Below are 20,739 nucleotides of genomic sequence, written 5' to 3'. Positions count from 1 at the left end.
CGGAAATCCCTACCTATCGAGTCTGCTGGATGCGGATCAGGTTGCCGGCGGGGTCCCGCACGGCGCAGTCGCGGACCCCGTACGGCTGCTCGGTCGGCTCCTGGACAATGTCCGCGTCGCCGGCCTGCAGCCGCTCGAAGACCCCGTCGAGGTCGCTGGTGGCCAACAGGATGCCGGCGTAGGTGCCCTTGGCCATCATCTCGGTGATGGTACGGCGCTCGTCGTCGGTGATGCCGGGGTCGACACCCGGCGGGTGCAGCACGATCGCGGTGCCGGGCTGGTCGACCGGGCCGACGGTGAGCCAGCGCATCCCGTCGTAGCCGACGTCCAGGCGCAGCTCGAAGCCGAGCAGGTCGCGCCAGAAGGCCAACGCGGCGTCGGCGTCATCGTGCGGAAGGAAACTGGAGTGAATCGTGATGTCCATGCCGGTCACGCTAGTTGCGCCGCCGGGACCCGCGCTTCTCGATTCCTGATCGGTCTGGTGACCTGTTTTGCCAGGCAGGCGGGCATCTCCGGGCGGGCGGAGCCGGCCCGGCGCCGGTAGACGCTGGGCGGGACGCCGACCAGCTCGGTGAACCGGGTGCTGAACGTGCCCAACGAGGAGCAGCCGACCGCGAAACAGACGTCGGTGACGCTCAGGTCGCCCCGGCGCAGCAGCGCCATCGCGCGTTCGATGCGCCGGGTCATCAGGTACGCGTACGGCGACTCGCCGTACGCACGCCGGAACTCGCGACTGAGGTGCCCGGCCGACATGTGCACGCCACGGGCCAGGGCCTCGACGTCGAGTGGCCGGGCGTACTCCCGGTCGATCCGGTCGCGCACCCGGCGCAGCCGCGCCAGGTCGCCCAGGTGCTGGTCCTGTCTCACGCTTCCTACCTCACGCTGACGGTCACCCGCGCGATGCTGCCACAGCCCACCGACATCGCCCAGCCCACCGACATTGAGAATTGGTTCATGGCCAACGGAGCGAGCCCGACGCGCCGGGCGTTGACCGCCGACGACGTCGAGCGCTACCTCGCAGCGTCGTTCGACCCGCCGCCACGGGTGGTCGACTGCGCGCCGCTGGACGGCGGCTGGTTCGCCGCCGTCTGGTCTGCTGAGCTGGCCGACGGACGCAGCGTCGTGTTGAAGGTCGGACCACCCCCGCAGGTGCCGGTGCTGCGCTACGAACGCGGGATGATCGCCGCCGAGGCCGGGTTCCTGCGGCTGGTGGCGGCACATGCGCCGCAGGTGCCGGTACCAGCTGTACTGCACCACGGAGTCGACCCGGACGCCGGTGACTGGCTGGTCACTGTCCGACTACCGGGCCACAACCTGCCGGCTCTCGCCGAAAGCGCGGACCCGCCCGATGACAGTGCGGTGCGGCACGACCTCGGGGTGGCGTACGCGGCGTTGCACCGGATCACCGGCGGGCGTTTCGGCTACGACGGCGGCCGCGCCGCAGCGGCGACCTGGGCGGCGGCGTTCACGGCGATGGTCGAGGAGCTGCTCGCCGACGCCGCCGACTGGTCCGTGCGGCTGCCGGCGTCACCTGACCGGTTCCGGTCGCTGCTCGCCCGACACGCCGGGCTGCTCGACACGGTACGCCGGCCGGCCCTGCTGCACTGGGACGGCTGGGACGGCAACGTCCTCGCCGCGTCGGACCTCGACGGCGTACTGCGGATGACCGGCCTGGTCGACGGCGAACGATACCTCTTCGGCGATCCGCTGATGGACCTGGTCGCCCCGCTGCTGTTTCGTCGGGCCGAGCAGGAACCGGAGCATCCGTTCCTGCGCGGCTACCGGGCCGCCGCCGGCGACGCGGCGGTCGACCTCGACGACGATCGAGTACGCCACCGGCTGGCTCTCTACCGGATGCACCTGTATCTGGTGATGCTGGTGGAGATGCCGAGCCGGCACCTGACCGGCCCGGAGCATCAGGGGCAGGTCGAGCTGCTGACCGGGCTGCTGAACGAGGAACTCGCCGCGTTGTCCTCGGCCGGAACCACGCCCTGACCGGTTCAGGCGCCGTCGCGGGCAAGCTGGGGCTGGCGGGCGTCGTACCTGTTGGCGACGCGGACGAGGGTACGCAGCATGATGCGAACGAACCGGTCGAAGCCTCGGTCGGGCAGCAGCCGTCGGGCCGCCAGGATCACCTTGGCACCACGACCGACGGGGTAGCGGGTCCGTGGCCGGCGGGCACGCACCGCTCTGGCGACGGCGTCGGCGACCACCGAGGGCGGCGACGCCGGTCCGCCGTCCTCGACGGCGAAGATGGCCGCGCTGCGGGCCGCCTGGTCGGCGTACGGGCCGTGCCCCGACGTGGCGAGCAGGTGCTGACCGGCGATGACCGGCCATTCGGTGGCGATCGCACCGGGCTGGATGACGACCACGTCGATGCCGAGCGGGGCGAGTTCCATCCGCATCGAGTCGCTGAGTCCTTCGACGGCGAACTTGGTGGCGTGGTACCAGCCGCCGAGCGGCTCGTAGAGCTTCCCGCCGACCGACGAGATGTTGACGATGCGTCCGCTGCCCTGGCGGCGCATCTGCGGCAGCACCAGTTGCGTCAGCCGGGCCAGGCCGAACACGTTGACGTCGAACTGGCGGCGGGCCTCGTCCATCGGCACCTCCTCGACCGCGCCGAACGAGCCGTAGCCGGCGTTGTTCACCAGCACGTCGACCCGACCGGATTCGGCCAGCACCTGCTCGACGAGGTCGACCAGCGCGGCGTCGTCGGTGACGTCGGTCCGGACGGGCCGGATGCCGACGTCGGCCAGCGGGGCGATCCGGTCGAGCCGGCGGGCGACGGCGTAGACGTCGTAGCCCATGGCTTGCAGTTTGCGGGCGGTGGCCTCGCCGATGCCGGAGGAGGCGCCGGTGACGATGGCGACCTTGTCGCTCATGATCTCTCCCTGTGGGTAACCAACTAGATGGTTACATCATCCGCGCCGTAGCTCACATCTGTCAACCAACCAGTTGGTTTCGGGTAGGCTGGCGGCATGGCCCGCGACTCCACCGCCACCAAGCAGCGGATCCTCGACGCCGCCACCGTCGAGTTCGCCGCCCACGGACTGGCCGGCGCCCGAGTCGACCGGGTGGCCGACCGCGCCGGCGCCAACAAGCAACTCATCTACGTGTACTTCGGCAGCAAGGAACGACTCTTCGACACCACACTCGCCACCCACCTGGAGCGGTTCATCGAGGCGGTGCCGTTCGACGCAGACGACCTGCCCGGCTACGCCGCCGCGATGTTCGACTTCGGCGTCGCGCACCCGGATCTGCTCCGACTGCTGCAGTGGCACACTCTCGAACGTCCCGGCGAGCTCGCCCGGATGGAGCAGAACCATCAATCGACGCGACGCAAACTGGCTGCCCTGGCCGAGGCCCAGGCCGCCGGCCGGGTCGACGACACGCTCCCGCCCGCCGAACTGCTCGCCGTCGTCCTCGCCGTCGCCCGGTCTTACGACGATCCGGCACCGACGTCGGTCACCGCGCGCCGGGCCAGCGTGACCACCGCCGTACGCCGACTCGTCACCCCCGGCCCGCGCCCGTAGAGCCGGCTCGTCATCCCCGGCCGGTAACCGTCGAGGTGAGGCTGACGCACGTCAAAATCGAGAATGAGGTGCGTCAGCCTCACCTCGACGCGTCGCGGCAGAGGATCTCGCCGTGCAGGATGGCGAACCAGCCGTCGGGCGCGTCGGCCCAGCGGAGCCAGCCGGCGGAGAGGCGCTGCAGGTCGGCGGGGGTGGCGGTGCCGGCTGCGATGATCTGCCGGGCCATCTCGGAGGCGACGATGCGCTCCGACCACATGGTCCCCCACCAGCGGCGGTCCTCGTCCGTGGCGTAGCACCAGGCGGAAGCACCGGGCGTGACGTCACTGAACCCGGCGGCCAGCGCCCAGGAGAGCAGGCGGCGGCCGGCGTCCGGTTCGCCGCCGTTGGCGCGGGCGGTCGCCCGGTAGAGCGCGAGCCATTCGTCGAGCTCGGGTACGGCGGGGTGCCAGGCGAAGCGGTCGTAGTCACTGTCGCGGGCCGCGACCACTCCCCCGGGCCGGCAGACGCGGCGCATCTCGGCGAGCGCGCGGACCGGGTCGGCGACGTGCTGCAGGACCTGGTGGGCGTGGACCACGTCGAACGCGTCGTCGGGGAACGGCAGCTCGTGTACGTCGGCCGTGGTGAAGTCGACAGTGGTGACGCCCCGGGCCCGCGCCTCGGCGCGGGACAGTGACAGCGCTTCGTCGGTGACCTCGGTGGCGGTGACCCGGCCGGGAGCGACGAGCGCGGCGAGGTCCATCGTGATGGTGCCGGGACCGGCGCCGATGTCGAGCAACGCCTGGCCGGGCCGCAAATGCGGCAGCAGGTACGCGGCCGAGTTCTCGGCGGTACGCCAGCGGTGGGAGCGCAGCACCGACTCGTGATGACCATGCGTGTATACGGCTGCCATGCCCCGACGATAGGCCGGCCGTCTCGTAATTCGGGAGCACTTTCCCACATCTTGAGCACTACGCGCCACAGAGATGCCACGCCGGCGTACGGGGATGTCGATCTCCACTAGGGAACCGCAGTGGCACGCGGCTCAGCTGATCTTGGGCGGCCGGTTCTCCTGAATCCACCGCTCGACATCGGCCTTCAGCCACACCGGACCTTGCGCCAGCCGCGCTACCGGATCGGGGAATCCCTTGGACCGGCTGACTACGTACGCCCGCTGCTTGCTCACCGGCTTCTCGGGCGTGCCCAGCATCGCGCGCAACTCCGAGGTGCCGACCAGGTCCACTCAACAGACGCTAAGGAGTTGCCCTAGGGCATTGCCTTTAGGCAACTGATGCTTCACGCTATCGGGTATGACTGGCAGGGGCGGCGGCCGTGGGGCCGCGACGTACAACGGAAGAACAGCCCGGGTGGCGGGCACCAACGCGCAGGCGGGTGGGACGGCGCTGCTGCGGCGTCAGGTGGGGCGCTGGTTGGCGGCGCTGCGCCACGAGGCGGGGCTGTCCCAGGACACCGCCGCCGACAAACTGCACCGGGGCAGCGGCACCCTGTGGCGGATCGAAGCCGGTGACCTGCGGATCCGGTGGACCGCAGCGGACATGTCGGCGCTGTGCCAGCTGTACGGGGCCGACGACGGGACCACCGAACGCCTGCTCGCCCTGGCGGCGGAGATCGACCGCCCCGCCCGGGGTCGCTGGTGGCACGACGAGCTGACCGGGCCGCCGGTCGACGCCGACCCGTACCCGACGTTCGAGCAGTCCGCGACGCTGATCCGCTGCTACGCCCAGGCAATGATCCCGGACCTGCTGCAGACCCCCGGGTACGCCGAGGCGCTGCTGCGCTGCTCGGCCGGTCTACGCGGCGACGACGACATCGCCGCCCGCCTCGACCAGCTGGCGGCGCGGCAGCGGCACCTGCTGACCCACCCGCATCCGCCGGCGGTGCAGGCGATCGTCGACGAGGGGGCGCTGCGACGTACCGTCGGCGAAGCCGAGACGACGCGGGCGCAACTCGACCACCTGCGGGCACTCACGATCAGACCGGGGATCTCGGTACGGGTGCTGCCGCTGGCCGGCGGCGCGCACGCCGGCATGACCAACTCGTTCACCCTGCTGCGCTTCGCCGCCGCCACGGCAGTCCCCGGCCGGCAGCCGGCCGGGTCGGGGCTGGTCCGGCTCGGCACCCTGACCGGGACGATGTACCTCGACCAGCCGGCGCACGTCGCCGCGTACGAGCGGGTCTGGTCCGACCTGGCCGCCCGCGCGCAGCCGATACCCGACGGCAACGGGTCAGCAAAGTGACCGAAACCACAAGCGCGTCTACTCCGGGGTGACTCACCAACGGTGAGGCGCACCTAGGGTTCCGCCGCCGCCGGGCAGCCAGAGACGGGCAGCCGGGGACGGGACAGGTCCGAGAGGTGCAGACGTCGGACCCGCCGGCATGGCGGGGGTGGCGTTCCACGGCGGGACAAAAGCCCGGGAGGCAGCCGAATGTCTGGCTGTGCCTCAGCCAGGCCCTCATTCGGAGGTGCCCGTGGGCTTCCACCACCACCACCATCATCATCAGCACCGGGACCAGCAGCCCAGCGACCAGCCCGAGCTGCACGGCAACTACGGCCCGGAGGCGGCGTACGCGGTCGCCCGCGAGGCCGAACTGCCCACCACCAAGTGGGAAGAGGAGATCGCCCGGGGCCCGGAGTACGGCCTGCCCGGTGCCGACTCGATCGTCGACAAGCGGATCCCGACGTTCTCCCGTGGCGAGCTGCCGCACTTCGCCGGGATCAACACCTTCCTGAAGGCACCGTACGTCGAAGACGTGCGCCGCTGCGGCGAGTACGACGTGGCAGTACTCGGCGCACCGTTCGACGGTGGCACGACGTACCGCTCGGGGACCCGGTTCGGGCCGCAGGGCATCCGCAAGATCTCCGCGCTGTACGGGCCGTACTCGTTCGAACTCGGCGTCGACCTGCGTGAGTCGATCACGATCGCCGACCTCGGTGACGTCTTCACCATCCCGGCGAACATTGAGAAGACCTTCGACCAGATCTCCAAGGCGGTCAGCCACGTCTACTCCTCCGGGGCGTTCCCGGTGGTGCTCGGCGGTGACCACTCGATCGGCTACCCGACGGTGCGCGGCGTCGCCGAACACCTCGACGGCAACCTGGGCATCATCCACTTCGACCGGCACGTCGACACCCAGGAGACCGACCTCGACGAGCGGATGCACACCACCCCGTGGTTCCACGCCACCGACATCCCGAACGTGCCGCCGAAGAACCTGGTGCAGATCGGCATCGGCGGCTGGCAGGCACCCCGCCCCGGGGTGAAGGTCGGCCGGGAACGCGGCACCACGATCATGACGGTCACCGACTGCGTCGAGATGGGCATCGAGGCCGCCGCCGAGAAGGCCCTCGAAGTCGCCTGGGACGGAGCCGAGGCGGTCTGGTTGTCGTTCGACGTGGACTGTCTGGACGCCGCGTTCGTGCCCGGCACCGGCTGGCCCGAACCGGGCGGCTTCCTGCCCCGCGAAGTCCTCAAGTTCATCCAGCTGATCGCCGAGAAGCCCCTGGCGGGCATCGAGGTGGTCGAGTGCTCGCCGCCGTACGACAACGCCGACATCACCTCGCTGATCGCCACCCGCGTCATCTGCGACACCCTCGGCTGCCTGGTCCGCGCCGGGCACCTGCCGCGTCGCTGAGTTTTGTTGAGCCACAGCGATCCCCTACTCCACCCGGAGGACATACAGATGCGACGTACCGCCGGATCGTCCCGCCGATCCCCCACCCGGGCCCTGATCGCCGCCGCGTGCGCGGCGACGCTGCTGGTGAGCGCCGCCGGCTGCGGCGGTGATGACGGTTCCGCCGACGACGGCGACGGCTCGACCACCGTACGGCTGGGGTTCAGCGCCTGGCCGGGCTGGTTCCCCTGGCAGGTCGCCGAGGAACAGGGTCTGTTCGAGGAGAACGGGGTCGACGTCGAGTTGACCTACTTCGACAGTTACACCGACAGCCTGACCGCGCTGGCCACCGGCAACCTGGACGCCAACAGCCAGACCCTCAACGACACGCTGTCGTCGGTCAGCGGCGGCGCGGCGCAGACCGTGGTGCTGGTCAACGACAACTCGACCGGCAACGACCAGATCATCGCCGCGCCGGGGATCGACTCGGTGGCCGACCTGGCCGGTAAGCGGATCGCGATCGAGGAGGGTACGGTCGACCACTACCTGCTGTTGTTGGCGTTGGCCGAGGCCGGGCTGAGCGCCGACGACGTCGAGATCAGTCCGTTGCTGACCGACGCGGCCGCCGCCGCGTTCCTGGCCGGGCAGGTCGACGCGGTCGGGGCGTTCGCCCCGTTCACCACGACCGCGCTGGGCCGCGAGGGCAGCACCGCGATCGTCACATCGGCGGACTTCCCCGGGGCGATCCCGGACCATCTGGTGTTCGACTCGGAGTTCGTGGCCGACCATCCGGAGCAGGTGCAGGCGGTGGTGGACACCTGGTTCGACACCCTGGACTGGATCGCCGCCAACCCGGACGAGGCGGTCGAGATCATGGCGGCGCAGGCCGGGGTCAGCGTCGAGGACTACCGCACGTACGACGCCGGGACGACGATCTTCGACCTGGCCGACAACCAGGCGGCGTTCGAGCCGGGCGACACCCCGGCCAACCTGGACTTCCAGGCCCGCTCGATCGCCGAGTTCCTGGTGGAGACCGGTCTGGTCGACGAGGCACCGCCGCTGGACGGGCTGCTCGACGGACAGTTCGTGGGGGCGGTGTCGCCGTGACCGTCGCCCCGGCCCAGGCGACCGCAAACGGCGGCCCGGACGACACCCACGGGACCGCGACCAGCGATGCGGACGCGGACCGGGCGTCGTGGGGGCCGCTGCCGCGGCGGCGTCCGGCCCGCCCGGTGCCGGCGCTGCTGGCCATCCGTACGCCGATCCCGGCGGCCGGCCGGTGGACGTTGACGGTCGCCTCGATCGTGGTGCCGCTGGCCGCCTGGCAGATCGGCAGCGTGCTGGTCGACGGGCGGCCGGACTTCCTGCCGTCGCCGCTGGAGTCGGTGGCGGCCGGGGTGGAGATGGCCCGGACAGGTCAACTGTGGACCGACACCGCCGCGACCGTCGGCCGAGTGTTGCGCGGTTTCGGCCTGGCGGTGGCGGTGTCGGTGCCGCTCGGCCTGCTGATGGGCAGCTTCCAGGCCGGCCGGGCGGCGTTGGAACCGATGATCGGCCTGCTGCGCTACCTGCCGGCCAGCGCGTTCATCCCGTTGCTGATCATCTGGTTGGGGTTGGGTGAGCCGTCCAAGGTGGCGTTGATCTTCATCGCGACGGTCTTCTTCAACACGCTGATGACCGCCAACGTTGTTCGGACCGTGCCGGCCGGGCTGATCGACGTGTCGTACACCCTCGGTGCCCGACGGTTCGAGGTGCTGCGCAAGGTGATCGTGCCGCATTCGCTGCCCGGCATGATCGACTCTATCCGGGTGAACGCGGCGGCCGCCTGGAACTTCGTAGTGGTCGCCGAGCTGATCAACGCCCAGTCCGGGCTGGGCTACCGGATCGTCCGGTCGCAGCGGTTCAACCAGCTCGACAACATCTTCGCCGTACTGATCGTGATCGCCCTGATCGGGGTGGCGATCGATCTGGCGTTGCGGACCACCCGCGACCGGGTCGGGAGGTGGGCGGTATGACCGCGACCGAAGCCGCCGGCACAGACGCGGGCGCGGTGCCGGCCGCCGACGCACCGCTGGTGCGGCTCGACGGCGTCGGCAAGGACTTCCGGACCGCCGGGGGCGGGTCGCTGCGCGCGCTCGACGGCGTGGATCTGGCGGTACGCCGAGGCGAGTTCGTCTGTCTGGTCGGCGCTTCCGGGTCGGGCAAGTCGACGCTGTTGTCGCTGATCGCCGGGCTGGCCACGCCGAGCCGGGGCACCGTGCTGCTCGACGGCGTGCCGGTCACCGGGCCGGGACCTGACCGGGGGCTGGTGCTGCAGAGCGGCGCCGTCTACCCGTGGCGGACGGTGGAACGCAACGTCGCGTTCGGGTTGGAACTGCTGCCGATCAGCCGGGCCGAACGGGCCCGGCGGGTCGCCTGGTATCTGGCTGAGACCGGGTTGACCGGGCTGCGGCACGCGCTGCCCAAGCAACTGTCCGGCGGGCAGCGCCAACGGGTGGCGATCGCCCGGGCACTGGCCTGCGAGCCACAAGTGCTGCTGCTCGACGAGCCGTTCGGTGCTCTCGACGTGCAGACCAAGGAGGACATGCAGCTGTTCGTCCGCCGGGTGTGGGCCGACACCGGCACCACGGTGGTGATGGTGACCCACGACGTCGAGGAGGCGGTCTTCCTCGGTCAGCGGGTGGTGGTGCTGGCCAGCGACCCGGGTCGGGTCGCCGCCGACCTGCCGGTGGAGTTGCCGCCGGACCGCGACGGGGAGCCCCGGGAGCTGGCGGTCAAACGGCTGCCCGAGTTCCTGGCGCTGCGCGCCGAGGTGGAGGACCAGGTCCGCGCCTACCACCAGCGGCACGCCGCAGCGGCCGGCTCGGGCGGCTGACGGGCCGCCCGCTCCGGCGGCGAGCGTTCAACGGCTCACGGTGGCGTCACTGCCAGCGGAAGAAGCGGGCGGCGACCAGCGCGCTGACCACGGTGGCGACGGCCAGGGCGATCAGGTGTCGCGGCTGCGGCGGCTCACCCGCCCAGGCCGCGCCGACCGCCTGCACGGCGGCCCCGAACGGCAGCGCCTCACCGACCGTCGCCACCCGGTCCGGCAGGTTCTGCGTCGGCCCGAACAGGCCACCGGTCGCGCCCATCGCGAAGAAGGCTGTCAAGCCGATCGCCACCGAGGCGTTGCCGCTGGGCGCGACCGCCGCCACCAGCATCCCGACGGCGTACATGGCCGCAGCGGCGAGGGCGACGACGGCCACCGTACGGCCGGGGTGCTCCGGTGCCCGCACGCCGAACGCGACGACCGCGACCCCGAGGGCCAGCCCGACGCCGACCGCTGTCTGCAGCAGGCTCATGACCACCTGCGCGGCGAGGACCATCGCCGGGTGGGCCGGGGTCACCGCCAGCCGGCGCAGCACCCCGGTGCGCCGGTAGTAGGCCAGGAAGCTCGGCATGTTCACCACTCCGATGGTGGCGATGATGACGGTGAACACCAGCGGCAGCACGTACACGTCGAGCACGGTGCGGCCGCCGGGCAGGGTCTGACCGCCGGGCACACTCACCGCGTTCATCACCAGGATCAGCAGCGGCAGCCCGATCGGGACGACCAGGCCGGCGGTGTCGCGGACCACCATCCGGCACTCGGCGGCGACCAGCGCGGCCCAGGCGCGCGGTCCGGGCCGGCGGACGACGATCTCCGGCGCGGTCACCACGGCTCCTCCTCGCTGTCGCGTGCGGTGCGCAACGGCTGGCCGGTCAGAGTGAGGAAGGCGTCGTCAAGGGTGGTGCACGGTGCTGCTGTCCCCGTGTCGGCGGCGATGCGCCCGGCCCGCGCGATCAGTCCGGCCGGGCTGTCGAGAGCGATCAGCCGGCCCCGGTCGATCAGCGCGACCCGGTCACAGAGCCGCTCCACCTCCTCCATCAGGTGGCTGACCAGCAGCACCGTCACCCCGTCGTCGCGCAGCTGTCCGACCACCGCCCAGATGCGTCGACGGGCCTGTGGGTCCAGCCCGGTGGAGAGCTCGTCGAGCAACGCCACCCGGGGGTTGCCGACCAGCGCCAGGGCGATCGACAGCCGCTGTTGCTGGCCGCCGGAGAGCTTCTCGAACCGGGTGTCGCGGCGGTCTGCGAGACCCAGCAGGTCGATCAGCTCGTCGGGGTCGGCACCGTCGGCGTAGAAGCTGCGGTAGAGCCGGACCAGTTCCCGGACGGTCAGCGCCGCGTGCAGCGCGGCGGACTGCAGCTGTACGCCGAGCACCTGACGCAGCCGGGCCCGGTCCCGCCATGGGTCGAGACCGAGCACCCGGACCTGCCCGCGATCTGGTCGGCGCAGCCCGGCGATCGTCTCCACGACGGTGGTCTTGCCGGCCCCGTTGCGTCCGAGGACGCCGATGATCTCCCCCGGTTCGACGGTGAGGCTCAGCGAGTCCACGGCGACGGTCGCCCCGTACCGCTTGTGGATGTCCTCGACGGTGATCGCCGGCATCGACGTACCTCCTTTGGTGCGATGTCCGTACGCTATGGCCGCCGGGCGGGTCGGCGGATCTGCCGGTGGTCACGGCCGGTGGGGGTGACTTCCGGCAGGGGCGGTACGCCGGCCGGGCCGCCTAGCATGACGAGGGTGAGCCGGATGGATCCCCGACCCTGGTCCGGGGTGGTCGGTGTGCTGACCTGCCTGGCGGTTGGCGTACCGGTGCTGGTGTTGGGTCGCGGCCCGGCCGCCGGCGCCTTTCTCGTCCCGGTCTGGCTGTGGTGGGTGTGTTTCGCCGGCTTCGTCGGGGCGTTGGTGGTCTGCACGCTGCTGGTGGACCGGGTCCGCGACGCCGGCACCGGGCTGGTGTTCGGCGCGCTGGTCGGTCTCGGGGTGGCGCTGGTGCTGATGGCTCCGGCGTTCGGCTGGACGCAGATCCTGCTGGTGTTCGGCGCGGCGGTCAGCACCTACCTCAACCGGCTTCCGGTGACGGTCACCGTGATCGGGCTCAACACCGTCGTGGCCGCCGTGGCCGCGTATCTCAGCTCGGGCTCGGTCGCCCAGGGGTTGCTCAACGCGCTGCTGTACGCCCTGCTGCAGGTGGGTGTGGTGTTGTCGGTACGGACGTACCTGCGGGAGTTGGCGACCCGGCGCAAGCTCGCCGAGGCGCACACCGAGTTGCGGGCGGCGACCGCGCTGCTGGCGCAGGCGACCCGGTCGGACGAGCGGCTGCGGATCGCCCGCGAGTTGCACGACCTGATCGGCCACCAGTTGACGGTGCTGACTCTGGAGCTGGAGGTCGCCGCGCACCAGAGCAGCCCGCCGGCGGCCGAGCACGTCACCCGGGCCCGGAAGGTGGCCCGGGACCTGCTGGCCGACGTCCGTGCCACCGTGGGCGAGCTGCGCCGGCACGCCCCTGACCTGCGCGAGGCCCTGCAGCGGATCGTCGCGGAGCTGCCGGAACCGGCCGTGCATCTGCGGGTCGCCGACGGGATCACCGTCGACGAGGAGCGGGTCACCGCGCTGGTCCGCTGCGTGCAGGAGGTGGTGACCAACACCATCCGGCACGCCGACGCGGCCAACCTGTGGATCGAGATCAGCGACGACGGCGGGACGATCCGGCTGTCGGCCTGGGACGACGGCCGGGGTGTCGGTGGCCGGGTGCAGCCGGGCAACGGGCTGATCGGGCTGCGGGAACGGGTCGAGGCGCTCGGCGGACGGGTGTCGTTGGATGGCGGGCGGGGCTTCCGGATCCAGGCCGAGGTGCCGTCGGCATGACCGGTGGCCGTGTAACCGATGACCGCATGCCTGACGGCCGAGTGATCAACGTCTGCGTCGTCGACGATCAGACCCTGGTCCGGCAGGGCATCCGCAGCCTGCTGGAACTGGCCGACGACGTCGTCGTGGTCGCCGAGGCCGACGACGGGCAGACGGCAGTCTCGGCGGTCGAGCGGCACCGCCCGGATGTGGTCCTGCTCGATCTGCGGATGCCGGGCCAGGACGGGATCTGGGCGCTGCGGACGTTACAGGAACGTGGGGTCGACGTACCGGTGCTGGTGTTGACCACGTTCGACGACGACGAACTCGTGCTGCGGGCGTTGCGCGCCGGGGCACGGGGCTACCTGCTCAAGGACGTCACCCTCGAACAGCTGATCGGCGCGGTCCGCACGCTCGCCGCCGGTGGCACGCTGATCCAGCCGGCGATCACCGACCGGCTGCTGCGGGCGGTCGCCGCCGGTGACGTGCCGGTCGCCGTGGACCGCGACGCCCCGCCGATCCAGGAGCTGACCGATCGTGAACGTGAGGTGCTGCGGCTGATCGCGACCGGCTACAGCAACCGGGAGATCGCCGAGGCGCTGTTCCTCGCCGAGGGCACCGTCAAGAACCACGTGTCGGCCGTACTGCTGAAGTTGGGCACCCGCGACCGCACCCGCGCGGTGCTGCGCGCCCTGCACCACGGCCTGCTCGGCTGAGCAGAAAGCGACCCGTTCAGGCCGGGCCGACCAGGTCCCACCGGTTGCCGGCGATGTCGAGGAAGACCACGACCCGGCCGTACGGTTCGGTGCGCGGCGCGGTCACGAACCGCACGTCGTGGTCGGTCATCCGCTGGTACGCGGCGTCGAAGTCGTCGACCCGCAGGAAGAACCCGACCCGGCCGGCGGCCTGGTTGCCGACCGCCGCCCGTTGGGCGTCGCCGTCGGCGCGGGCCAGCAGCAGACCGGTCTCGGCACCGGGCGGGCGCACCACCACCCACCGTTTGGGGCGGCCGTCGTTGGTCGTCGACGGGGAGTCCTCGACCAGTTCGAATCCGAGGACGCTGGTGAAGAACGCGATGGCCGGGTCGTAGTCGTCGACGACGATCGCGGTGAGCGAGATGTGCACGCCCGCAGCGTAGGCCGTCAGGCGTCAGGCGTCAGGCGTCAGGCGTCAGGTGCCGGGGCTGCGGGGGTGCGCAGGCGGGCACCGGGGCCGGGGCGGGGCAGGGCGTCGCGGGGGCCGGCCAGGTCGTGGCCGGCGGCGCAGCGCATGGTCACGCCGACCTCGGCGCCGCAGTCGCGGTGGGTCACGGCCAGCGCCGAGCCGTCAGGGTCGGCGCAGTACCGGTCACCCCACTGCAGCAGGGCGATCAGCACCGGCCACAGGTCGAGACCTTTGCCGGTGAGGCGGTACTCGTAGCGTTGCCGCTCCCCCGGCTCCTGGTACGGGTGCCGACGCAGCAGGCCCTGGTCGACCAGCATGGCGAGCCGGTTGGTCAGCACCTGGCGGGGAACGCCGGTGCGTTCGCGCATCTGGTCGAAACGCCGTACGCCGTTGAAGACCTCGCGGAGCACGACGATGGTCCACCGCTCGCCGAGGATCTCCATGGTGCGGGCGATGGTGCAGTTGTCGATGGACCAGTCGAGTGCGGTAGGTCTCACCGTTACCTCTCAGTGCGCTCTAGTGAGCACACGGTTGGTAGTCCCGCCTTGCGGTGGGACGGTCCCGGTCTGACCGGCGTTGCCGTGCCGGGTTCACGCTTCGCAGCCACCTGCCCGCGTACGCGGGTCTTCTGGTCGGCTCCACGTGCTGCCACCGGGCCACTCCCGGCGGTGTCGTACTCAACGGCCAGGGCGGCCAGGTTACGCGCGGCGTTGTGGTCGCGGTCGATGACCAGGCCGCACGCCGCACAGCGGTACTCACGCTCGGACAGGGCCAGCTTGGTTTTCACCGCGCCGCAGCCCGAGCAGGTTTTCGAGGAGGGGTACCAGCGGTCGGCCACGAGCAGCCTGCCGCCGTTCCATCCGGTCTTGTACGCCAGTTGCCGTCGCAGTTCGGCGAATCCGGCGTCGGTGATGTGCCGGGCGAGCCTGCGGTTGGCCAGCATCCCGGCCACATGGAGGTCTTCGGCCACGACCGTGCCGTGCTCGCGGGTCAGTCGGCTGGTGAGCTTGTGCAGCCCGTCGCGGCGCAGACGAGCGACCCGGGCGTGTGCCCGACCGAGGCGGGCGGATGCGCGCTGCCACCGGTTCGACGGACGCCGGCCGGTACGCCGGTCCGGGCCTTGCCGGCGCGACAGGGTCCGGCCGAGTGCCCGCAGCCGGGACCGCGCGCCGACAAGGTGTCGCGGGTTCGGCACCAGTTCGCCGGTGGACAGCACCGCGAGATGCCGGATACCGACGTCCACACCCACCACCGAGTCCGGTCGGGCCGGGCTGCGTTCTGCGCGCTCGACTTCGACGGTGAACGCGACGTGCCAGCGCCCGCCGTCGCGTCGCACGGTCGCGGACATGATCCGGGCGGTGCCGGCCTCTACCCGGCGGGCGAGTTTGCGCGTGGACTCGTGCACCTTCAGCTGGCCCAGTCGGGGCAGCACCACATGTCTGCGGTCCGGCTCGACGCGGATCGCGCCGGTGGTGAACCGAACGCTCGGCGTCGACCGACGGCGGGACCTGAACCGGGGAAACCCGACCAGACGGCCGGCCCGCGTACCCGAGCGGGAACCGGCCCAGTTGGCCAACCCGCGGGCCAGGGCATCCAGGCCGGTGTTGAACGCCTCCTTGGACACCTCCGGCCACCACGGCGCCACGGCAGGCTTGGCCGCGTTCCACGCCTTACGCATCGCGGGCAACGACCACGACACCGCCGGGGTCAGCCGATCGTCGCCGACACCGTACGAACGCTCGGCAGCCCGCTGGTCCATCACCGCCTTCACCCGCGCGAGCGCCCAGTTGTACGCCACCCGCGCCGCCCCGGCATGCGCCAGCACCGCGCGTTCCTGGCCCGGGGTGAGGTCCAGAGCGAACCGGTACGCCTGAATCGTCTTCACACCGGCCCACCCGCTCCGGTGGCAGCTTCGACAGCCCGACGGGCCCGGTCCGCCGCCCCTCGACGCCCGTACAGGCGAGCACACAACGAGGTGAGGACCTCCGTCACGTCACCGACTAGGTCGCCGTCCACCCCGGCCGGGTCGACAACCAGCAGGCGCCGGCCCTGCGCGGCAAGCGCCGCCTCGACATACTCGGCACCGAAGCGGACGAAACGGTCCCGGTGTTCCACCACGATCGTCGACACAGCCGGGTCACGGAGCAGAGCCAGGAACTTCCCGCGATGCCCGTCCAACCCGGACCCCACCTCAGTTACCACCCGAGACACCGACAGTCGCTGGCTGGTTGCCCACACCGTGACCCGGGCGACCTGCCGATCCAGGTCCGCTGTCTGGTCCGCGGACGACACCCGGGCGTACACCACGACCTGCCCAGCGGCAGTCGTGGCAGCAGCGAGCGGGTCACCGACCATGATCAGGCGGCCGAGCCGGTACGTGGGAACGGGCAGCGTCCCGGCCGCGTACTGCCGACGAGCGGTGATGTACGCGATGCCCTGCGACGCCGCCCACTCCTTCAAGTTCACATCGAACACCATAGCAGCCTCAAGATCACCAAAGATGCCCAGGACGGCAGCAGATAACTACCCCGACCAGGCTAGGTCTCGTTGACAGACCTAGCAACCGACTGCCAGTCTGCGTCCATGACTCAGACTCAGCAGCCGTCGCAGTCGGACGCGCAGCCGCAGCGGGACGCGGCACAGCGCAGCCGCACCTTCTCGTGGACCGACCCGGCGGAGGTACGGCTGGCGGCGTTGAACGGCCTCGACGGGCTGGGCCAGCTGCGGGCGATGGCGTCCGGTGAGATCCCGGCCCCGCCGGTGATGGTGATGCTGGGCCTCGAAGGGTTGGAGCCCGAGCACGGCCGGGTGGTCACCGTGCTGACCCCGCAGGAGTTCCACTACAACGCCCTGGGCACGGTGCACGGCGGCATCCTCTCGACCCTGCTGGACACCGCGGCCGGCTGCGCGGTGCACTCGATGCTGCCGGCCGGGACGAGCTACACCTCGATCGACCTGAACGTGAAGTTCCTGCGCCCGGTGACGCTCGCCTCGGGCACGCTGCGCTGCGAGGGCACCGTGGTGCAGCGCGGGCGGCGCACCGCGTACGCCGAGGCGAAGCTGACCGACGCCGCCGGCCGGCTGGCCGCCCACGCCACCTCGTCCTGCCTGCTGTTCGAGCTCCCGCCGACGACCTGAGACCGCCCAGCCGGCCGGGTCACACCGACAGCAGTTGGCGCACCGACTCGTCGCGCAGGTCCGCCTTGTCGCCGGCCCGGACCACCTCGCCGGCGTCGAGGATGACGAACCGGTCGGCCAGCCGCAGCGCCAGTTCGAGGTACTGCTCGACCAGCAGGATCGCCAGCCCGGCCTCGGTGTGCAGCCGTTCGATCGCCTCCTCGATCTCGATGATGATCGACGGCTGGATGCCTTCGGTCGGCTCGTCGAGCAGCAGCATCTTCGGCCGGGTGACCAGGGCTCGGGCGATCGCCAACTGCTGCTGCTGGCCGCCGGAGAGGAACCCGGCCCGGCGGCGCAGCAGCCCGCGCAGCGCCGGGAACAGGTCCAGCGCCTCGTCGACCGCCGACTTGTCGGTCCGCGCCGCCTCGACCGCCACCTGCAGGTTCTCGGCGACGGTCAGCTGCGGGAACGTCTCGTGGCCCTGCGGGACGTAGCCGAGCCCGAGCCGCACCCGTTCGTGGGTACGCAGCTTGGTGATGTCGCGGCCTTCGAAGATCACCCTGCCGGCGCGCACCGGCAGCACCCCGGTGATCGCCTTCAGCAGCGTGGTCTTGCCGACCCCGTTACGGCCCATCACACAGACCAGGGCACCGACCGGTGCCTGCAGGTCGACCCCGAACAGCACCTGGGCCCGGCCGTACGCGACGTCGAGCGACTCGACGGTCAACATGGCGGTCACGACGACGCCTCCTGGACGAGAGGTTCGGTGGTTTCCTCCCGGGCCCGGCCGAGGTAGACCTGCTGGACGCGCGGGTCGGCCTGCACCTGCGCGACGGTGCCCTCGCAGAGCAGTTTGCCCTCGTGCAGCACGGTGACGGTGCTGGCGAACCGGCGCAGGAACTCCATGTCGTGCTCGATCACCATCACGGTGTGGTCCTTGGCGACCTCGCGCAGCAGCTCACCGGTGCGGTCCCGTTCGCTGCGGCTCATCCCGGCCACCGGCTCGTCGAGCAGCAGCAGACTGGGCTGCTGCACGATCAGCATGCCGATCTCCAGCCACTGGCGCTGCCCGTGGGAGAGCACCCCGGCCGGTCGGTACGCCAGGTCGGCCAGACCGGTCGTGTCCAGCGCCCGGGACACCTGGTCGGAGACGCCGCGTCGGCGGCGCAGCAGGCCGGCCAGCGGCCGGCGGAAGCTGGCCGCCAGGTCGAGATTCTCCAGGACGGTGAGCTGCTCGAAGACCACCGACGTCTGGAAGGTCCGGCCGATGCCGAGCCGGACGATCCGGTGCTCGCGGCGCCCGACCAGCTCCTGGCCGTTGAACCGCACCGAACCGGACGCCGGCCGGGTCCGGCCGGTGACCACGTCGATCAGGGTCGTCTTGCCGGCACCGTTGGGGCCGATCAGGAAGCGCAGCTCCCCCGGTTCGACGGTCAGGTCGAGGTCGCTGATCGCCCGGAAGCCGTCGAAGACGACGTCGAGGCCGCGTACCTCCAGTTTGCCGCTCACGGTTTCGCACCTCCGACCCCGACGGTGGTCTCCGCCGGTCGCCCGGCGGCGTCGGCGGCCGCACCGTCCGTGGCGGCCGCCGGGGAGACCGGTGCGGCTGGTCCGGCACGGCCGGGCCAGCGGTGCCGTACCGCCGCCCAGCCATCGGCGAGCAGCCCGGCGAGGCCGCGCGGCGCCCACATCATCACCGCGATGAACAGGCCACCGAGCAGATAGAGCCAGCCGGACGGCCACTGCTCGCTGAGCACCGTACTGCCGTAGTTGAACAGGATCGCCCCGCCGACCGCACCGACCAGCGAGAACCGCCCGCCGATGGCGACCGCGACCAGCATCTCGATCGACGGTACGACGCCGAGGTCGGCCGGGCCGAGGATGCCGACCACCGGCACGAACAGCGCGCCGGCGAGGCCGGCCATGGCCGCCGACAGCGCGTACACGATGGTCTTCACCACGGCCGGGTCGTAGCCGAGGAATCGGACCCGGTCCTCACCGTCGCGGATGGCGACCAGCAGCTTGCCGAACCGGGAGTGGGTGAGCTGCCAGGCGGCGAGGAACACCAGGCCGAGCGCGCCGACGGCGACGTAGTAGACGATCCGTTTCTGTGTCGGGTCGTACAGGTCGAGGCCGAAGAAGAACTGCACATTGGTCAGGCCGTTGGTGCCGCCGGTGAGGCCCTGCTGGCCGACCAGCAGGATCACGAACGCGGCGGCCAGGGCCTGGGACAGTACGGCGAAGTAGGCGCCGCGCACCCGTTGGCGGAACACCAGGGTGCCCAGGATCAGCGCCACCACGGTGGGCAGCACCACCACCATGACCAGGGCGAACGCCGGGTTGCGGAACGGCCCCCAGATGGCGGGCAGGGTCTCCACGCCGCTCCACACCATGAAGTCGGGCAGGTTGCCCTCACCGGCGTCGGTGAGTTTGAGGTGCATACCCATCGCGTAGCCGCCGAGGCCGAAGAACACGCCCTGACCGAGGGTCAGCATGCCGCCGCGCCCCCAGGCCAGGTAGATGCCGACCGCGACGATCGCGTAGCAGAGGTACTTGGCCAGTAGGTCCAGCCGGAACGGGCTGAGCACCAGCGGTGCCACGACCAGCAGCAGCACGCCGACGGCGACGAAGCCGACCGGCCCGGGCCAGCGGACGGCCGGGCGGGCGGCGAAGCGGGCCGCCGGCCGTGCAGCGGGGTCGGTCGTCCGGGCGGCGCTCATGTCAGCGCCCGGGAACGGAGGACGAACATGCCCTGCGGACGGAACTGGAGGAAGGCCACGATCACCGCGAAGACCACCACCTTGGCCAGGCTCGCATCGGTCCAGAATTCGACAAAGCTGTTGATCACGCCGAGGGCGACCGCCGCGATCACTGCCCCGCGCAGCTGTCCGAGCCCTCCGGCGACGACGACGAGGAACGCGTCCACGATGTAGTAGGTGCCCAGCGACGGCCCGACCGGGCCGATCAGGGTGAGCGCCACCCCGGCGACGCCGGCCAGGCCGGAGCCGATGAAGAAGGTGAGCTGGTCGACCCGCTGGGTGGCCACCCCGGTCACCGCGGCCAGCTCGCGGTTCTGCATCACCGCCCGCATCCGTCGGCCGTAGGACAGTTTGCTCAGGTAGAGGGAGATCGCCACCACGCAGCCGACCGCGAGGGCCATGATGAAGATCCGGTTGTACGGCAGCTGTACGCCGGCCACGTCGATCCCGCCGGTCAGCCAGCCGGGCGCGGTGACCTGCACGTTGGGCGCGCCGAAGATGTCCCGGGCCAGCTGCTGCAGGATCAGGCTGACCCCGAAGGTGAGCAGCAGGGTGTCCAGCGGCCGACCGTAGAACCGCCGGATCACCAGACGTTCCAGGATCAGACCCATGGTGCCGGCGATGAGGAACGCGACCGGCAGGGCGGCCGGGACGGCCTGCGCCCCGACCAGCCCCTGCATCATGTACGCGGTGTAGGCGCCCGCCAGGATGAACTCCCCGTGGGCCATGTTGATGACGCCCATCTGTCCGAAGGTGAACGTCAGTCCCAGCGCGATCAGGAGCAGCACCGCTCCGATGCTCGCGCCGATGACCAGTTGGTTGAGTACCGCCATGGCGGGCA

25 protein-coding genes are annotated in these 20,739 nt (G+C 71.2%); 10 read left to right on the top strand and 15 right to left on the bottom strand.

The genetic code is table 11. The features are described from left to right. Positions 1-13: 13 nt before the first annotated feature. Both ACN27J_RS02295 and ACN27J_RS02290 read right to left on the bottom strand, forming a co-directional pair. Entirely contained in the window at positions 14-424 is a 411-nt protein-coding gene (locus ACN27J_RS02295; RefSeq protein ID WP_289206572.1) for a VOC family protein, read from the bottom strand. A gap of 5 nt (positions 425-429) precedes the next feature. Further along, positions 430-867 (bottom strand): helix-turn-helix transcriptional regulator, encoded by a 438-nt coding sequence (locus ACN27J_RS02290; protein ID WP_421363005.1) that lies wholly within the window; start codon positions 865-867, stop codon positions 430-432. Here ACN27J_RS02290 and ACN27J_RS02285 point away from each other — a divergent pair. Further along, complete coding sequence (locus ACN27J_RS02285; RefSeq protein ID WP_421363002.1) at positions 850-1,995, top strand: phosphotransferase family protein; 1,146 nt, start codon at positions 850-852, stop codon at positions 1,993-1,995. The two genes, ACN27J_RS02290 and ACN27J_RS02285, sit on opposite strands and share 18 nt — an antisense overlap. A gap of 5 nt (positions 1,996-2,000) precedes the next feature. On the opposite strand, the gene ACN27J_RS02280 is transcribed toward ACN27J_RS02285, so the two are convergent. Continuing rightward, positions 2,001-2,882, bottom strand: a complete 882-nt coding sequence (locus tag ACN27J_RS02280) for an oxidoreductase (protein ID WP_421363000.1) — start codon at positions 2,880-2,882, stop codon at positions 2,001-2,003. Between the two features lie 96 nt (positions 2,883-2,978). Between ACN27J_RS02280 and ACN27J_RS02275 the strand changes: the two genes are divergently transcribed. Next, positions 2,979-3,533 (top strand): TetR family transcriptional regulator, encoded by a 555-nt coding sequence (locus tag ACN27J_RS02275; protein ID WP_421362997.1) that lies wholly within the window; start codon positions 2,979-2,981, stop codon positions 3,531-3,533. Positions 3,534-3,612: 79 nt separating this feature from the next. Here ACN27J_RS02275 and ACN27J_RS02270 read toward each other — a convergent pair whose 3' ends face one another. After that, the gene (locus ACN27J_RS02270; RefSeq protein WP_421362994.1) at positions 3,613-4,422 is read right to left on the bottom strand and encodes a class I SAM-dependent methyltransferase; all 810 of its coding nucleotides are present in this window, start codon (positions 4,420-4,422) and stop codon (positions 3,613-3,615) included. 132 nt (positions 4,423-4,554) lie between these two features. Further along, the gene (locus ACN27J_RS02265) at positions 4,555-4,752 is read right to left on the bottom strand and encodes a hypothetical protein (protein WP_421362991.1); all 198 of its coding nucleotides are present in this window, start codon (positions 4,750-4,752) and stop codon (positions 4,555-4,557) included. 67 nt (positions 4,753-4,819) lie between these two features. Here ACN27J_RS02265 and ACN27J_RS02260 point away from each other — a divergent pair, with 67 nt between their 5' ends. The 5 genes from ACN27J_RS02260 (at position 4,820) to ACN27J_RS02240 (ending at position 10,017) form a co-directional block, all read left to right on the top strand. Then, positions 4,820-5,767: a helix-turn-helix domain-containing protein gene (locus tag ACN27J_RS02260; RefSeq protein ID WP_421362990.1), complete on the top strand. Its 948-nt coding sequence runs from the start codon at positions 4,820-4,822 to the stop codon at positions 5,765-5,767. A 232-nt stretch (positions 5,768-5,999) separates the two neighbouring features. Further along, the gene (locus tag ACN27J_RS02255; protein WP_421362988.1) at positions 6,000-7,163 is read left to right on the top strand and encodes an agmatinase family protein; all 1,164 of its coding nucleotides are present in this window, start codon (positions 6,000-6,002) and stop codon (positions 7,161-7,163) included. 48 nt (positions 7,164-7,211) lie between these two features. After that, positions 7,212-8,249, top strand: a complete 1,038-nt coding sequence (locus ACN27J_RS02250) for an ABC transporter substrate-binding protein (RefSeq protein ID WP_421362985.1) — start codon at positions 7,212-7,214, stop codon at positions 8,247-8,249. Further along, complete coding sequence (locus ACN27J_RS02245; protein WP_281554500.1) at positions 8,246-9,157, top strand: ABC transporter permease; 912 nt, start codon at positions 8,246-8,248, stop codon at positions 9,155-9,157. The genes ACN27J_RS02250 and ACN27J_RS02245 overlap by 4 nt, the downstream gene beginning before the upstream one ends. Then, complete coding sequence (locus tag ACN27J_RS02240) at positions 9,154-10,017, top strand: ABC transporter ATP-binding protein (RefSeq protein WP_421362981.1); 864 nt, start codon at positions 9,154-9,156, stop codon at positions 10,015-10,017. Before ACN27J_RS02245 ends, ACN27J_RS02240 begins: the two co-directional genes overlap by 4 nt. Before the next feature lie 46 nt (positions 10,018-10,063). Here the strand turns inward: ACN27J_RS02240 and ACN27J_RS02235 are convergent, their stop codons facing one another. Together ACN27J_RS02235 and ACN27J_RS02230 are read right to left on the bottom strand one after the other, a co-directional pair. After that, on the bottom strand, positions 10,064-10,837 hold the full coding sequence (locus ACN27J_RS02235) for an ABC transporter permease (RefSeq protein ID WP_421362978.1): 774 nt from the start codon (positions 10,835-10,837) through the stop codon (positions 10,064-10,066). Continuing rightward, positions 10,834-11,613, bottom strand: coding sequence for an ABC transporter ATP-binding protein (locus ACN27J_RS02230; protein ID WP_421362975.1), 780 nt, complete (start codon positions 11,611-11,613; stop codon positions 10,834-10,836). The genes ACN27J_RS02235 and ACN27J_RS02230 overlap by 4 nt, the downstream gene beginning before the upstream one ends. Before the next feature lie 144 nt (positions 11,614-11,757). Here ACN27J_RS02230 and ACN27J_RS02225 point away from each other — a divergent pair, with 144 nt between their 5' ends. Beyond that, a complete protein-coding gene (locus ACN27J_RS02225; protein ID WP_421372078.1) occupies positions 11,758-12,876 on the top strand; it encodes a sensor histidine kinase in 1,119 nt (372 codons plus the stop codon). A gap of 41 nt (positions 12,877-12,917) precedes the next feature. After that, on the top strand, positions 12,918-13,571 hold the full coding sequence (locus ACN27J_RS02220; protein ID WP_421372077.1) for a response regulator: 654 nt from the start codon (positions 12,918-12,920) through the stop codon (positions 13,569-13,571). A gap of 16 nt (positions 13,572-13,587) precedes the next feature. On the opposite strand, the gene ACN27J_RS02215 is transcribed toward ACN27J_RS02220, so the two are convergent. The 4 genes from ACN27J_RS02215 to ACN27J_RS02200 are packed head-to-tail and all read right to left on the bottom strand — an operon-like array spanning position 13,588 to position 16,485. After that, entirely contained in the window at positions 13,588-13,980 is a 393-nt protein-coding gene (locus tag ACN27J_RS02215; protein ID WP_421362972.1) for a VOC family protein, read from the bottom strand. Positions 13,981-14,018: 38 nt separating this feature from the next. Beyond that, on the bottom strand, positions 14,019-14,516 hold the full coding sequence (locus ACN27J_RS02210) for a winged helix-turn-helix transcriptional regulator (RefSeq protein WP_421362968.1): 498 nt from the start codon (positions 14,514-14,516) through the stop codon (positions 14,019-14,021). Between the two features lie 2 nt (positions 14,517-14,518). Further along, the gene (gene tnpB / locus ACN27J_RS02205) at positions 14,519-15,904 is read right to left on the bottom strand and encodes an IS607 family element RNA-guided endonuclease TnpB (protein WP_421362966.1); all 1,386 of its coding nucleotides are present in this window, start codon (positions 15,902-15,904) and stop codon (positions 14,519-14,521) included. Further along, a complete protein-coding gene (locus ACN27J_RS02200) occupies positions 15,901-16,485 on the bottom strand; it encodes an IS607 family transposase (RefSeq protein ID WP_421362964.1) in 585 nt (194 codons plus the stop codon). Before ACN27J_RS02200 ends, tnpB begins: the two co-directional genes overlap by 4 nt. Before the next feature lie 117 nt (positions 16,486-16,602). Between ACN27J_RS02200 and ACN27J_RS02195 the strand changes: the two genes are divergently transcribed. Next, positions 16,603-17,157, top strand: a complete 555-nt coding sequence (locus ACN27J_RS02195; RefSeq protein ID WP_421362961.1) for a PaaI family thioesterase — start codon at positions 16,603-16,605, stop codon at positions 17,155-17,157. Between the two features lie 19 nt (positions 17,158-17,176). On the opposite strand, the gene urtE is transcribed toward ACN27J_RS02195, so the two are convergent. Genes urtE through urtB form a run of 4 tightly spaced genes read right to left on the bottom strand, consistent with a single transcriptional unit; the run spans position 17,177 to position 20,731 of the window. Next, entirely contained in the window at positions 17,177-17,869 is a 693-nt protein-coding gene (urtE, locus tag ACN27J_RS02190; protein WP_421372076.1) for an urea ABC transporter ATP-binding subunit UrtE, read from the bottom strand. 5 nt (positions 17,870-17,874) lie between these two features. After that, entirely contained in the window at positions 17,875-18,648 is a 774-nt protein-coding gene (gene urtD, locus ACN27J_RS02185; RefSeq protein ID WP_421362958.1) for an urea ABC transporter ATP-binding protein UrtD, read from the bottom strand. Next, the gene (urtC, locus tag ACN27J_RS02180) at positions 18,645-19,859 is read right to left on the bottom strand and encodes an urea ABC transporter permease subunit UrtC (RefSeq protein WP_421362955.1); all 1,215 of its coding nucleotides are present in this window, start codon (positions 19,857-19,859) and stop codon (positions 18,645-18,647) included. The genes urtD and urtC overlap by 4 nt, the downstream gene beginning before the upstream one ends. Then, the gene (gene urtB, locus ACN27J_RS02175) at positions 19,856-20,731 is read right to left on the bottom strand and encodes an urea ABC transporter permease subunit UrtB (RefSeq protein ID WP_416556786.1); all 876 of its coding nucleotides are present in this window, start codon (positions 20,729-20,731) and stop codon (positions 19,856-19,858) included. Before urtB ends, urtC begins: the two co-directional genes overlap by 4 nt. Positions 20,732-20,739: the final 8 nt, after the last annotated feature.

The organism is Solwaraspora sp. WMMB762 (assembly GCF_049179115.1).
GTDB lineage: Bacteria > Actinomycetota > Actinomycetes > Mycobacteriales > Micromonosporaceae > Micromonospora_E.
The sequence above is the reverse complement of the archived record's forward strand: the minus strand, read 5'-3'. Positions and strand labels throughout refer to the sequence as shown.